Genomic DNA, 13568 nt, shown 5'->3' on the forward strand with positions numbered 1-13568 from the left:
GGTGAGTTGGCGTTAGCATTGACGATAAACGTCCCTGCCGAGCCAGCCGCCTGCGTCCGACGTGTACTGTTCAGCTTCCATATCGTGGAGATCAGTTGATGATTTACGAAGGTAAAGCCATCACGGTTAAGGCTCTTGAAAGTGGCATCGTCGAACTGAAGTTCGACCTCAAGGGTGAGTCCGTCAACAAGTTCAACCGTCTTACCCTGAACGAACTTCGTCAGGCTGTAGACACCATCAAGGCAGATGCTTCGATCAAGGGTGTGATCGTCAGCAGTGGCAAGGACGTATTCATCGTCGGCGCCGACATCACCGAATTCGTCGACAACTTCAAGCTGCCGGATGCCGAGCTTGTTGCTGGCAACCTCGAAGCCAACAAGATTTTCAGCGATTTCGAAGACCTCAACGTCCCGACTGTTGCCGCGATCAATGGCATCGCACTGGGTGGCGGTCTGGAAATGTGCCTGGCGGCGGATTTCCGCGTCATGGCCAGCACCGCCAAAATCGGTCTGCCGGAAGTCAAGCTGGGCATCTACCCAGGCTTCGGCGGTACCGTGCGCCTGCCGCGCATCATCGGTGCCGACAACGCCATCGAGTGGATTGCCGCCGGTAAGGAAAACCGCGCTGAAGACGCACTGAAAGTCGGTGCCGTCGATGCGGTGGTCGACTCGCAGAAGTTGCACGAAGCGGCGCTGAACCTGATCAAGGGCGCCATCTCCGGCACGTTTGACTACAAGGCCAAGCGTCAGCCGAAGCTCGAAAAGCTCAAGCTCAACGCCATCGAACAAATGATGTCGTTCGAAACCGCCAAAGGTTTCGTGGCCGGCCAGGCGGGCCCGAACTACCCGGCACCGGTCGAAGCGATCAAGACCATCCAGAAAGCCGCGAACTTCGGTCGCGACAAGGCCCTGGAAGTCGAAGCCGCCGGTTTCGTCAAACTGGCCAAGACCTCTGCCGCACAGAGCTTGATCGGTCTGTTCCTGAACGATCAGGAGCTGAAGAAAAAGGCCAAGGCCTACGACGAAATCGCCAAGGAAGTGAAGCAGGCCGCCGTATTGGGCGCCGGCATCATGGGTGGCGGTATCGCTTATCAGTCGGCCTCCAAAGGCACGCCGATCCTGATGAAGGACATCAACGAGCACGGTATTGAGCAAGGTCTGGCCGAAGCCGCCAAGCTGCTGGTTGGCCGCGTTGATAAAGGTCGCATGACCCCGGCGAAGATGGCTGAAGTGCTCAATGGCATTCGTCCGACCCTGTCCTACGGCGATTTCGGTCACGTCGACCTGGTGGTCGAAGCCGTGGTCGAGAACCCGAAGGTCAAGCAAGCCGTTCTGGCCGAAGTCGAAGACAAGGTCAAAGAGGACACCATCCTCGCGTCCAACACCTCGACCATTTCCATCACCTTGCTGGCCAAAGCCCTCAAGCGTCCGGAAAACTTCGTCGGCATGCACTTCTTCAACCCGGTGCACATGATGCCGCTGGTTGAAGTGATCCGTGGCGAGAAGTCCAGCGAAGTGGCCGTTGCCACCACCGTTGCCTACGCCAAGAAAATGGGCAAGAACCCGATCGTCGTCAACGACTGCCCGGGCTTCCTGGTCAACCGCGTGCTGTTCCCGTACTTCGGCGGTTTCGCCAAGCTGGTCAGCGCCGGTGTGGACTTCGTCCGCATCGACAAGGTCATGGAGAAGTTCGGCTGGCCAATGGGCCCGGCATACCTGATGGACGTGGTCGGCATCGACACCGGCCACCATGGTCGTGACGTCATGGCTGAAGGCTTCCCGGATCGCATGAAGGACGATCGCCGTTCGGCCGTCGACGTGCTCTATGAAGCCAAGCGCCTGGGCCAGAAAAATGGCAAGGGCTTCTACGCCTACGAGACCGACAAGCGCGGCAAGCAGAAGAAAGTCGCCGATCCGTCGGTGCTGGAAGTGCTCAAGCCGATCGTTTTCCAACAGCTCGAAGTCACTGACGAAGACATCATCAACTGGATGATGATCCCGTTGTGCCTGGAAACCGTGCGTTGCCTGGAAGACGGCATCGTCGAAACCGCCGCCGAAGCCGACATGGGTCTGGTCTACGGTATTGGTTTCCCTCCATTCCGTGGCGGTGCGCTGCGCTACATCGATTCGATCGGTGTTGCAGAGTTCGTTGCCCTGGCTGACCAGTACGCTGATTTGGGCGCGCTGTACCACCCGACCGCGAAGCTGCGTGAAATGGCCAAGAACGGTCAGAGCTTCTTCGGTTAAGCGCCCACACTAGAGCGAGAGTGAAAGTATATGAGCTTGAATCCTAGAGACGTCGTGATTGTCGACTTCGGTCGTACGCCGATGGGCCGCTCCAAGGGCGGCATGCACCGCAACACCCGCGCCGAAGACATGTCGGCACACCTGATCAGCAAATTGCTGGAACGCAACGTCAAGGTCGACCCGAGCGAAGTCGAAGACGTGATCTGGGGCTGCGTGAACCAGACCCTGGAGCAGGGCTGGAACATCGCCCGCATGGCGTCCCTGATGACTCAGATTCCACACACCTCGGCCGGCCAGACCGTCAGCCGTCTGTGTGGCTCCTCGATGAGTGCGCTGCACACTGCCGCACAAGCAATCATGACCGGCAACGGTGACGTGTTCGTCGTTGGCGGCGTCGAGCATATGGGTCATGTGAGCATGATGCACGGTGTCGATCCGAACCCGCACATGTCCCTGTACGCGGCGAAAGCCTCGGGCATGATGGGCCTGACTGCAGAAATGCTCGGCAAAATGCACGGCATTACTCGCGAACAGCAAGACGCCTTTGGCGTGCGCTCCCACCAACTCGCCCACAAGGCGACCGTGGAAGGCAAGTTCAAGGACGAAATCATCCCGATGCAGGGCTACGATGAGAACGGTTTCCTGAAACTGTTCGACTACGACGAAACCATTCGTCCGGAAACCACCCTGGAAAGCCTGGCGGCTCTGAAACCAGCGTTTAATCCGAAGGGCGGCACCGTGACCGCGGGTACTTCGTCGCAGATCACCGACGGTGCTTCGTGCATGATCGTGATGTCGGCACAGCGTGCCCAGGACCTGGGTATCCAGCCGCTGGCGGTGATTCGCTCGATGGCAGTGGCAGGTGTGGACCCGGCGATCATGGGCTATGGTCCAGTACCGGCAACGCAGAAAGCATTGAAGCGCGCGGGTCTTGGCATCAACGATATCGACTTCTTCGAGCTCAACGAAGCTTTCGCTGCACAGGCCCTGCCAGTGCTGAAAGATTTGAAAGTGCTCGACAAGATGAACGAGAAGGTTAACCTGCACGGCGGCGCGATCGCCCTGGGTCACCCGTTCGGTTGCTCCGGTGCACGTATTTCGGGCACCTTGCTGAACGTGATGAAGCAGAATGGCGGCACCTTCGGGGTGGCTACCATGTGCATTGGTCTCGGCCAAGGTATCTCCACCGTCTTCGAACGCGTTTAAGCGTTTCGTCGATGGAAGCCGGGGCCAAGTGCCCCGGTTTTTGTTTTTCCGGATTTATTTTTGTTTTTATTTTGAAAAAATTTGAGTGAGGGCCAAAGCATGCCGATACAACCTGGGCTCTACCAACATTACAAAGGTCCGCAGTACCGCGTATTCAGTGTTGCGCGGCATTCGGAGACCGAAGAAGAAGTGGTCTTCTACCAAGCCCTGTATGGCGATTACGGCTTTTGGGTGCGCCCCTTGAGCATGTTCCTGGAGTCGGTCGAGGTTGACGGCGAACAGGTGCCACGCTTTGCTTTGGTGCAAGCCGAACCGAGCATTTTTCCGCAGCCATAAGGGGAGTGCGCGCAGAACCCTGCGCTTGACCTCACCTTGTAGCCACTATATATAGCGGTGCCGCGTCAGGCGCCAACCGCCTTTCACTTCTAGAATTCAGGAATTTTCTGATCCATGGGCAAATCGCTGGTCATTGTGGAATCCCCGGCTAAGGCCAAGACCATCAACAAGTATCTGGGTAACCAATACGTGGTGAAGTCGAGTATCGGCCATATCCGAGACCTGCCCACCAGCGGTTCGGCTAGCGCCAGCAAAGAGCCTGCCGCCAAGCGTGGCAAGGCCGCCGCAGGCGAAGGTCCGGTGCTCACGCCGAAAGAGAAAGCGCGCAAGCAGTTGGTCTCGCGCATGGGTGTCGATCCCGATCATGGCTGGAAAGCCAAGTACGAGATCCTCCCGGGCAAGGAAAAGGTTATCGAAGAGCTGCGCCGGCTCGCCAAAGATGCTGACACCATCTATCTCGCAACCGACTTGGATCGCGAGGGGGAAGCCATTGCATGGCACCTGCGCGAAGCCATCGGTGGTGACGACAGCCGCTACAAGCGCGTGGTGTTCAACGAAATCACCAAAAAAGCGATCCAGGAAGCTTTCTCCCAACCGGGCGAGCTGGACATCGATCGCGTAAACGCTCAGCAGGCGCGTCGCTTCCTCGACCGCGTGGTGGGTTACATGGTTTCGCCGCTGCTGTGGGCCAAGGTTGCTCGTGGCCTGTCCGCCGGTCGCGTGCAATCGGTTGCCGTGAAGCTGGTGGTTGAGCGTGAGCGTGAAATCCGCGCGTTCAACCCGGAAGAGTACTGGGAAGTTCACGCTGACCTCGGCACCGCCAAGGGCGCGACTGTGCGCTTCGATGTGGCTCGCGAGAAAGGCGAAGCCTTCAAGCCGCTCAACGAAGCCCAGGCCATGGCCGCGCTGGAGAAGCTCAAGGCTTCCAGCTACAGCATCGTCAAGCGCGAAGACAAACCGACCAGCAGCAAGCCGTCGGCACCGTTCATCACCTCCACCCTGCAGCAGGCCGCGAGCAATCGCCTGGGCTTCGGTGTGAAGAAAACCATGATGATGGCCCAGCGTCTGTACGAAGCCGGCTACATCACTTATATGCGTACCGACTCCACCAACCTCTCGGCTGATGCCGTGACGATGGCGCGTACTTATATTGAAGGCGAATTCGGCAAGAAGTACCTGCCGGAAACCCCGAACGTCTACAGCAGCAAGGAAGGCGCACAAGAGGCTCACGAAGCGATTCGTCCGTCTGACGCCAATACCGAGCCAAGCAAGCTGTCGGGCATGGAGCGTGATGCCGAGCGGCTTTACGAGCTGATCTGGCGCCAGTTCCTCGCCTGCCAGATGCTGCCGGCCCAATACCTGTCGACCACGGTCACTGTCGGTGCCGGTGACTTCGAGTTGCGCGCCAAGGGCCGCATCCTGAAGTTCGACGGTTACACCCGCGTCATGCCGCAAATCACCAAGCCTGGCGATGACGACGTGCTGCCGGACATGGCCCAGGGCGATACGATGAAGCTGATCAAGCTTGATCCGACCCAGCACTTCACCAAGCCGCCGGCGCGTTACTCGGAAGCGAGCCTGGTAAAGGAAATGGAAAAACGCGGCATCGGTCGTCCTTCGACCTACGCTGCGATCATTTCGACCATCCAGGACCGCGGCTACGTGGCGCTGCACAACCGTCGTTTCTATTCGGAAAAGATGGGCGACATCGTCACCGAGCGTCTGGCCGAGAGCTTCTCCAATCTCATGGACTACGGCTTCACCGCCGGCATGGAAGAGAATCTCGATGACGTGGCCCAGGGCGAGCGCGACTGGAAAAACGTGCTCGACGAGTTCTACGGCGACTTCAAGAAGAAACTCGAAGTGGCCGAAAGCGCCGAAGGCGGCATGCGCGCCAACCAGCCGGTAATGACTGATATTCCATGTGTGGTGTGCGGTCGTCCGATGCAGATTCGTACTGCATCGACTGGCGTGTTCCTCGGTTGCTCGGGCTACAGCCTGCCGCCGAAAGAACGCTGCAAGGCCACCGTCAACTTGGTGCCGGGCGACGAAATCGCTGCGGATGACGAGGGTGAGTCGGAGTCGCTGGTTCTGCGCGGCAAGCACCGTTGCCCGATCTGCAGCACGGCGATGGACGCTTATCTGCTCGACGAGAAGCGCAAGCTGCACATCTGCGGTAACAACCCGGATTGCGCAGGCTACGAGATCGAAGAGGGCGCTTACCGCATCAAGGGCTATGAAGGTCCGAGCCTGGAATGCGACAAGTGCGGCAGCGAGATGCAGCTCAAGACCGGCCGTTTCGGCAAGTTCTTCGGTTGCACCAACGCAACCTGCAAGAACACCCGCAAGCTGCTGAAAAGCGGTGATGCGGCGCCGCCGAAGATGGATCCGGTGAAGATGCCTGAGCTCAAATGCGAGAAGGTCAACGACACCTATATCCTGCGTGACGGTGCTTCCGGCCTGTTCCTGGCGGCCAGCCAGTTCCCGAAAAACCGCGAGACCCGTGCGCCATTGGTCGTCGAGATCGTGCCGCACAAGGATGAGATCGATCCGAAGTACCACTTCCTCTGCGAAGCACCGAAGAAAGATCCTGACGGTCTGCCAGCAGTGATCCGTTACAGCCGCAAGACCAAAGAGCAATACGTGCAGACGGAAGTCGACGGTAAGCCGACTGGCTGGAAAGCGTATTACGATGGTGGCAAGTGGACGGTTGAAGACAAGCGTCCAGCAGCCAAGGCTTAAAAGCCGCTGCACATAAAAAGGCGGCATGACAACCCTCGGGTTTTCATGCGGCCTTTTTGTTTTGGGCTTGCGGTGAGCTTGGGTGATCCACGACACTGTCAGACCTGCGTGAAGCAATTATTTCGTTGTGGAGGCTGCCGTCATGGCCCACGAACTCTATACCCGTACCAACCAGAAAATTTATTTCGCCGGCTTGTCGCTGGAAGCGCTCGCCAAGGCCGAAGAGGGGCGGGCGATGAACTCCCTGGCGCTGATTCAGGCCGGGCGAGAATCGGCGTTGTTTCACCTGTACGGAGCGCTGTTGGGGTTGTGCCATGAAATCGCCGGCTTCTATCGCTTGCCTCAGGCCAACGCGCCGCGGGCAGAGATGCTGCTGACCCGCGAAGTGCTCGAAACCATCGCTATTCCGGAAATGGCCGAGATGGTCGAGTTGGCGCAAAACCCTGAAACCTGGCTGGCCAAGCTGCTGTCGGCTTATGCCGCACTGTTTCAACCGCCTCGTGCTCCACACAAGCCCAAGGGTGATGTGACGCAGCCGCTTATTCTGGCCGTCAACCTGGACGAAGAAGAGGCGCCTGAAGAGCTAAGCCGGGAAGAACTGGAGAGCTGGCGCCAGAACCTGAAAAGCTTGGCGATCCGGTTTCGCGAAGGGCTGAACGAGTGCTGAAAGATTGAGTGTTCGGCGAATGGTCCGCTCAAGAAAGCATGCTGTCAGAAATTTCTCTTCGTGATGGCATCTGGTCAAGATCCCGAGCGAAGCTTGGCCGATGCCTATATAATCCCTGCCTTTCGTGGAGAACAGTCCTTTATGCCAACGTCCTTTCTAGAAATTGTCGAGTTACCAGACGGCCGAATCGAGCTGCGCAGGGCCGAGGACGAGGGTTCTCTGGTTACTTTGGATTTCTCCGAGGATGCCAAGGCTTTCCTGCAAGGCCAGCACGTGGAAGTCGCCAAGGCGATGTTGAGCGTTGGTGTTCAGATGGCAGGACGCCTGGTTGAAGGCGAATTTGATAAGGAAGAGGGGCCACGGGTTCTTCATTGATCCCGCCCGTCGGATTTTGCGAATACCCCTACAGATCGGCTTCTCTATCCTTGGAGAAGCCCCGCGCTGCTCGGCGCGCATAGTGTTTTTCAGCTAACCCAGTCGAATATTCAGACTTTGCGCATCCCCAGTACGGGCGGCGCTGATCAGCTGTTGCCGCGAGGATGTACTCAGCGGGTTTAGCCAGCTGACGACCGTATGGCTGCGGCCAAGTCGCAAAGCTTCACAGGTCAGTTGTTGAGCGCTCTGTGTGCCGCGTGGTTGCAGCAGCAGAATGCGTTCACGGTTCAGGCCGGCGTCTCGCAGCCAGGCCTGGGTCAGGCTGGCGGGCGGGGCGATCAGTGTCAGCCAGCGAGCGTCCTGATCCTGGCTCAGCTCCCTGAGGATTGGTGCCAGAAGGTTCAGGCAGTTCCCGGCCGCGCCACGCAATGACAGCTCGCTGAAGACTTCGGGTTCGGCGCTCCAGGGCGACTCGACCACTTCTTTCAGGATCGGCGCCAGCGGCTGCGCCATGAATGCCTCGAACAACGGCAGTTGGGCTTGCTGTGAAGTGTGTGGGAACTGCATAAAGCCTCCTTTAGCGGCGAATCACGCCGACGCTCAAGCCTTCGATCACCAGTTCCTGATCTTTCAGGTTGACTTCGATAGGGGCGAATTCAGGGTTTTCGGCAATCAGCCAGACTTTGCTGCCGTCGCGCTTGAAGCGCTTGACGGTCACTTCGTCACCAATCCGCGCCACCACGATCTGACCGTTACGGGCTTCGCGGGTGGTATGGACGGCCAGCAGGTCTCCGTCGAAAATGCCGACATCCTTCATGCTCATGCCATGGACCCGCAACAGATAGTCAGCGCGAGGGTGGAAGAACGAAGGGTTGATGTTGCAGGATTCTTCGATGTGCTGCTGGGCGAGGATCGGAGCGCCCGCTGCCACTCGGCCGATGATCGGCAGGGTAGATTCGTCGGCCTTGGCTTCGAAGCCGGGGATGCGAATGCCGCGGGAGGCGCCCGGGGTCATCTCGATCGCGCCCTTGCGGGCCAGTGCCTTGAGGTGTTCTTCCGCCGCGTTGGGCGACTTGAAGCCCAGTTCCTGAGCGATTTCCGCGCGGGTTGGCGGGTAGCCGTTGTCTTCGAGGCAACGTTTGATGAAGGCCAGAATCTCTGCTTGGCGTGGCGTCAGCTTTAGCATATTGATCGCTCTGTCTTTTTATACAGTGACTGGGATTATATACAGTGAACCGGTCTTGGCAATGCCCCTTTTTTTGCCGGCCGCTGGACGGTCATTCAGCTCGCCGATTGAAGCGCCAGTGTTGTATGGTTAAATAGCTGACCGACCATTCCCAAAACGAACCGCCAGACTTGACAAGGCCTGGGCTGAAACGTATGTTTCAAACAAGTGTTTGTCAGGCGGAGTAGCCATGGCCCAGTCGGAAACCGTTGAACGCATTCTCGATGCTGCCGAGCAATTGTTCGCGGAAAAAGGTTTCGCTGAAACCTCGTTGCGTCTGATCACCAGCAAGGCCGGTGTCAATCTGGCGGCGGTGAACTATCACTTCGGATCGAAGAAGGCGCTGATTCAAGCGGTCTTCTCGCGTTTTCTCGGGCCATTCTGCCTCAGTCTCGATAAAGAGCTAGAGCGCCGTCAGGCCAAACCCGAGAACAAACCGACCCTCGAAGAATTGCTAGAGATCCTCGTCGAGCAAGCCCTGGTGGTGCAACCACGCAGCGGCAACGACCTTTCCATCTTCATGCGTTTGCTGGGGCTGGCTTTCAGTCAGAGCCAAGGGCACTTGCGTCGTTATCTGGAAGACATGTACGGCAAGGTTTTCCGCCGCTACATGCTGCTGGTCAACGAAGCCGCGCCACGCATTCCTCCGATCGAACTGTTCTGGCGCGTGCACTTCATGCTAGGTGCCGCGGCGTTCAGCATGTCGGGGATCAAGGCCTTGCGCGCGATTGCCGAGACCGATTTCGGCGTCAACACTTCCATCGAGCAAGTGATGCGTCTGATGGTGCCATTCCTGGCCGCGGGCATGCGTGCCGAAACCGGCGTCACCGACTCCGCCATGGCTACCGCACAGTTGCGTCCACGCAGCAAATCGACCCCGGTGGCCGCCAAGGTTTAACCGCACACGGGTGGGCGCGGCAGCTGACATCCGCTAAGCTAGCCGCCCATGCCGACTCTCGTTTTGAACCCCCTCATTGATATCGCCGACCTGCCGGGCTCAGCCCATGGCGGCGAATTCGTGCGAGCCGGGTTTATCATATTCAAGGAATTTCCATGACTGCTGGCCTGCAAGGCTCGTTGATGGTGGACGTCGCCGGTACCTGGCTGACGTCTGAAGATCGCCAATTGTTGCGCCAGCCCGAAGTGGGCGGCCTGATCATTTTTGCCCGCAACATCGAACACCCGCGTCAGGTGCGCGAATTGAGCGCCGCGATCCGCGCCATTCGTCCCGATCTGCTGCTGGCGGTCGACCAGGAGGGCGGTCGGGTTCAACGGCTGCGTCAGGGCTTCGTGCGACTGCCCGCCATGCGCGCCATCGCCGACAATCCGAATGCCGAATACCTGGCCGAGCAGTGCGGCTGGATCATGGCGACCGAAGTGCTTGCGGTCGGTCTCGACCTGAGCTTCGCCCCGGTGCTGGACCTGGACTACCAACGCAGCGCCGTTGTCGGCACCCGTTCGTTCGAAGGTGATCCCGAGCGCGCAGCCTTGCTCGCCGGTGCATTCATCCGTGGCATGAACAGCGCCGGGATGGCTGCCACCGGCAAGCATTTCCCCGGTCATGGCTGGGCCGAGGCCGATTCCCACGTTGCGATTCCCAATGACGAACGCAGCCTCGAAGAGATCCGCGCCAACGACCTGGTGCCGTTCGCGCGATTGAGCAAGCAATTGGCCGCCGTCATGCCGGCCCACGTTATTTATCCACAAGTCGATTCCCAGCCTGCCGGTTTCTCCCGTCGCTGGTTGCAGGACATCCTGCGCGGCGAGCTGCAGTTCGATGGCGTGATCTTCAGTGACGACCTGTCGATGGCCGGTGCGCACGTGGTGGGCGATGCCGCCAGTCGCATCGAAGCGGCATTGACCGCCGGTTGCGACATGGGCCTGGTGTGCAACGACCGCGCGGCTGCCGAGTTGGCTTTGAGTGCCGCCCAGCGGTTGAAGGTCAAGCCTTCGGCGCGTATCGCGCGGATGCGTGGGCAGGCGTACGCCAGCACCGAATACCGTCAAGACCCGCGCTGGCTGACGGCCGTCGGCGCGCTCAAAGAAGCTCAATTGATTGATTAAGGACTTTTCGTTATGACGGTTTACGCGATTATCGGTGGCACCGGCCTGACTCAACTCGAAGGCTTGAGCATTCGTCAGTCATTGGCGGTGGACACCCCTTACGGTGCCCCTTCGGCCGAGGTGCAGATCGGTGAGTACGCCGGCAAGGAAGTGCTGTTTCTCGCACGTCACGGCCACCCGCACCGCTTCCCGCCGCACCAGGTGAACTACCGCGCCAATCTGTGGGCCTTGAAGCAGGCCGGAGCTGAAGCGATTCTCGCGGTCAACGCCGTGGGCGGGATTCATGCCGCGATGGGCACCGGGCATTTCTGCGTGCCGCATCAATTGATCGACTACACCAGCGGTCGCGAACACACCTATTTCGCCGATGACCTGGAACACGTTACACACATCGACTTCAGCTATCCCTACAGCGAACCCCTGCGTCAGCAATTAATCGCGGCGTTGGCGGCTGAAGGCGTCGGCTATAGCAGTCATGGCGTGTACGCTTGCACCCAGGGGCCGCGTCTGGAAACGGTCGCTGAAATCGCGAAGCTGGAACGTGACGGTTGTGACATCGTCGGCATGACCGGTATGCCGGAAGCCGCATTGGCACGCGAGCTGGAACTGGATTACGCCTGTCTGGCGCTGGTGGTGAACCCGGCGGCGGGCAAATCGACGGCGGTGATTACCATGGCCGAGATTGAACAGGCACTGCATGATGGCATGGGCAAAGTGAAGTCGACGTTGGCGCGGGTATTGAAAGGCTAAGCTCGACACTCTCGAGCGCCAGTCTCGACGGGCTGCTGGCGAGCAATCGGTTGTTGATCGATGCGGCGATGCCGGCCATCGACTATCTGGCCGATCGCCAAGGCAACGAAGGGCTGATCATCCTCGCCAATTCCGACGCCACCATCCTCGCCGTCGAAGGTCGCGCCGACCGTCTCAAGGGCAGCGGCCTGCAAGACATCACCCTTGGCGCAGGGGCATGGTCTGGCCGTCCGCGGCCTCGACCCAGTCTCCGCCGATGAGCATGCGCGGTGCGCGCTGGATGAACGCCGAGGTGGCGGGAAGCAGATAAGGGAGGGGCATGGCAAGACCTCTTGTTGTGCGTGAAAACGGGGGCTTGCTCACTGTTTGGCAATGGCTGTGCCAAGTGTCGGGAAGGGGCTGATAGCTCAGTGACAGCCGGGTTTTGAGTGATGCGAGGGGAGGGCGAAGCCCTTGGAGGTGTCGCAAATCGCGGCAGCCCGTTGAGACGACGAGCAACCTGTCACAGCCTTGAGACACCCGCTATTGAGGATTAGAATTTTCAAGCTAAAGGGTGAAATGACGGAACATTTGCCCGGCATCCATCTGGCGCGAGGGAGGTAGCGATGTTTCTATCACCCCTGGAAATCCAAAACATCATCGAGCAAAGTTTTCTGCCCGCCGTGTGCACCTGCAGCATGGAGGCGGACCAGTTCCTGACGATTCGGGTCTGCGATTGCATGACCGGCAAAGTGGATCTGGTGGCCACTCACATTCCGGTGTGGACACTGGACAGCCCCCATGCAATTGCTTCGCTGGTGGCTGATATGCGGTTGGAAATCGAGGCTCACAAAGGCGTTCACCCGACGTTCTACAGCTGAACCGATGTCACGCCGCACCTGTCGATGGTGCGGCGTGCGTCTGTCATGTCAGGACGGGATTTTTCGGGAAATCTCATCGAACGTGTCGCTGTCTACAGCTGCCAGCAACCTTCTTCCATCCTTGAGTGTGGCCAGAAAGGTTACCTCGGTTTCCTTGCCAGCCAACATGAAGCCGGCAATTGCGCCGATAGGCCCCAGCAACATGGCCCCCGCCACGCCGAAGCCGATGACATCCTTGATGTTGTTGATCGAATCCTCGTTGGCCACTTCTACACTCTTGAACAATGAGAGCGGGAGGGTGATGCCGGGCCACGGGTGAAGCGACGTCCTGAGCGTGAAAACGCCGTCTGTGTACTCTCCATCACCCTGCAGAAAGTCCCCCGCCAGGACCGTTATGCTTGCCATGTTCTTACCCTCTGACTGGCAATCGGTGAGCCCACATTTCGCGCCTGCACTGGAGCATCGTCAATCGCCGGGCGATGAAGTGTTCCGGCCGGGGGCCTCTATGCTTGTCTCACACTGCAACAGGTATCGCGATATTAGACGCGGGCGATCTCGTTCAGACGCGCCCATAAGCCAGTTATTTCAAGTAACTGATTGATTTTTATAGTGATCGTTAAGCTGGCTCGCGGCGCCCTCAAGAACGCCGCAGCATCAAGCCTCAGGCACCGGACAACTCAAATCCCCTTCCTTACACTTCAAGTAAGTCTTGAACGCTTCGACCCGCGCCTTGGTCAGCGCCGTGGTGCAGTTGCTATAGATCAGCGGATAGACACTGCCACCTTCCACCCCGGACGCCGAGAACTTGCACTCGGCATCGCGAAACGCAATCCATGAGCGCTGGGCACTGACCAACAGCTTCTTGGCGTCAGGGCTGTCCTTCAATCGCGTGGTGATCTGTTGGTAAAGCGCATTCAGCTCCTTGTCGGCCGCTTTGTTCTGCTGCGCCGCGCACTGATTCATCGTTGTCTGGTCGGTGGCGTTGTCGCAGTCCAGAGCATGCGCGAGGGGGGAGAACAGCAGCGGTGTCAGCGCCAGGAGAAAACGTGGGGGCATGGGAGTTCTCGCTGTGACAAATGAAAAGATGAGGTTGCAGT

At 58.8% G+C, this 13568-nt stretch carries 14 protein-coding genes and 1 pseudogene; 11 read left to right on the plus strand and 4 right to left on the minus strand.

Going from position 1 to position 13568, the window contains the following annotated elements; translation table 11 throughout:
- Positions 1-98: 98 nt before the first annotated feature.
- The 6 genes from fadB to AF70_RS01435 all read left to right on the plus strand — a co-directional run bounded on the left by fadB (position 99) and on the right by AF70_RS01435 (position 7572).
- Positions 99-2246 carry a fatty acid oxidation complex subunit alpha FadB gene (gene fadB / locus AF70_RS01410; RefSeq protein ID WP_018925315.1) on the plus strand — a complete coding sequence of 716 codons (2148 nt, stop codon included), beginning with the start codon at positions 99-101 and terminating at the stop codon, positions 2244-2246.
- Between the two features lie 30 nt (positions 2247-2276).
- Positions 2277-3452: an acetyl-CoA C-acyltransferase FadA gene (fadA, locus tag AF70_RS01415; protein ID WP_007933190.1), complete on the plus strand. Its 1176-nt coding sequence runs from the start codon at positions 2277-2279 to the stop codon at positions 3450-3452.
- A gap of 99 nt (positions 3453-3551) precedes the next feature.
- Complete coding sequence (locus AF70_RS01420) at positions 3552-3788, plus strand: DUF1653 domain-containing protein (RefSeq protein WP_007933188.1); 237 nt, start codon at positions 3552-3554, stop codon at positions 3786-3788.
- 114 nt (positions 3789-3902) lie between these two features.
- Positions 3903-6530: a type I DNA topoisomerase gene (topA, locus tag AF70_RS01425; RefSeq protein WP_028941161.1), complete on the plus strand. Its 2628-nt coding sequence runs from the start codon at positions 3903-3905 to the stop codon at positions 6528-6530.
- 142 nt (positions 6531-6672) lie between these two features.
- Positions 6673-7197 (plus strand): DUF6586 family protein, encoded by a 525-nt coding sequence (locus AF70_RS01430; protein ID WP_007933174.1) that lies wholly within the window; start codon positions 6673-6675, stop codon positions 7195-7197.
- Positions 7198-7338: 141 nt separating this feature from the next.
- A complete protein-coding gene (locus AF70_RS01435) occupies positions 7339-7572 on the plus strand; it encodes a hypothetical protein (RefSeq protein ID WP_007933173.1) in 234 nt (77 codons plus the stop codon).
- A 93-nt stretch (positions 7573-7665) separates the two neighbouring features.
- On the opposite strand, the gene sulA is transcribed toward AF70_RS01435, so the two are convergent.
- Positions 7666-8139: an SOS-induced cell division inhibitor SulA gene (sulA, locus tag AF70_RS01440; protein WP_018925320.1), complete on the minus strand. Its 474-nt coding sequence runs from the start codon at positions 8137-8139 to the stop codon at positions 7666-7668.
- Positions 8140-8149: 10 nt separating this feature from the next.
- Positions 8150-8758, minus strand: a complete 609-nt coding sequence (gene lexA, locus AF70_RS01445) for a transcriptional repressor LexA (RefSeq protein WP_007933171.1) — start codon at positions 8756-8758, stop codon at positions 8150-8152.
- Between the two features lie 229 nt (positions 8759-8987).
- Between lexA and AF70_RS01450 the strand changes: the two genes are divergently transcribed.
- The 5 genes and pseudogenes from AF70_RS01450 to AF70_RS01470 all read left to right on the plus strand — a co-directional run bounded on the left by AF70_RS01450 (position 8988) and on the right by AF70_RS01470 (position 12471).
- A complete protein-coding gene (locus tag AF70_RS01450; protein WP_019579916.1) occupies positions 8988-9695 on the plus strand; it encodes a TetR/AcrR family transcriptional regulator in 708 nt (235 codons plus the stop codon).
- Between the two features lie 155 nt (positions 9696-9850).
- On the plus strand, positions 9851-10861 hold the full coding sequence (gene nagZ / locus AF70_RS01455; RefSeq protein WP_019579917.1) for a beta-N-acetylhexosaminidase: 1011 nt from the start codon (positions 9851-9853) through the stop codon (positions 10859-10861).
- A gap of 12 nt (positions 10862-10873) precedes the next feature.
- The gene (locus tag AF70_RS01460) at positions 10874-11611 is read left to right on the plus strand and encodes an S-methyl-5'-thioinosine phosphorylase (RefSeq protein WP_028941162.1); all 738 of its coding nucleotides are present in this window, start codon (positions 10874-10876) and stop codon (positions 11609-11611) included.
- 11 nt (positions 11612-11622) lie between these two features.
- A pseudogene (locus AF70_RS01465) lies at positions 11623-11847 on the plus strand (sigma-54-dependent Fis family transcriptional regulator); the annotation flags it as partial.
- Positions 11848-12216: 369 nt separating this feature from the next.
- Complete coding sequence (locus AF70_RS01470; protein WP_028941164.1) at positions 12217-12471, plus strand: DUF1652 domain-containing protein; 255 nt, start codon at positions 12217-12219, stop codon at positions 12469-12471.
- A 48-nt stretch (positions 12472-12519) separates the two neighbouring features.
- On the opposite strand, the gene AF70_RS01475 is transcribed toward AF70_RS01470, so the two are convergent.
- Positions 12520-12876, minus strand: a complete 357-nt coding sequence (locus AF70_RS01475) for a hypothetical protein (RefSeq protein WP_019579919.1) — start codon at positions 12874-12876, stop codon at positions 12520-12522.
- A gap of 249 nt (positions 12877-13125) precedes the next feature.
- Positions 13126-13527, minus strand: a complete 402-nt coding sequence (locus tag AF70_RS01480; RefSeq protein ID WP_019579920.1) for a lysozyme inhibitor LprI family protein — start codon at positions 13525-13527, stop codon at positions 13126-13128.
- Between the last annotated feature and the right edge of the window lie 41 nt (positions 13528-13568).

Origin of the sequence: Pseudomonas sp. KD5 (assembly GCF_012932895.1) — a bacterium.
Classification (GTDB): domain Bacteria; phylum Pseudomonadota; class Gammaproteobacteria; order Pseudomonadales; family Pseudomonadaceae; genus Aquipseudomonas.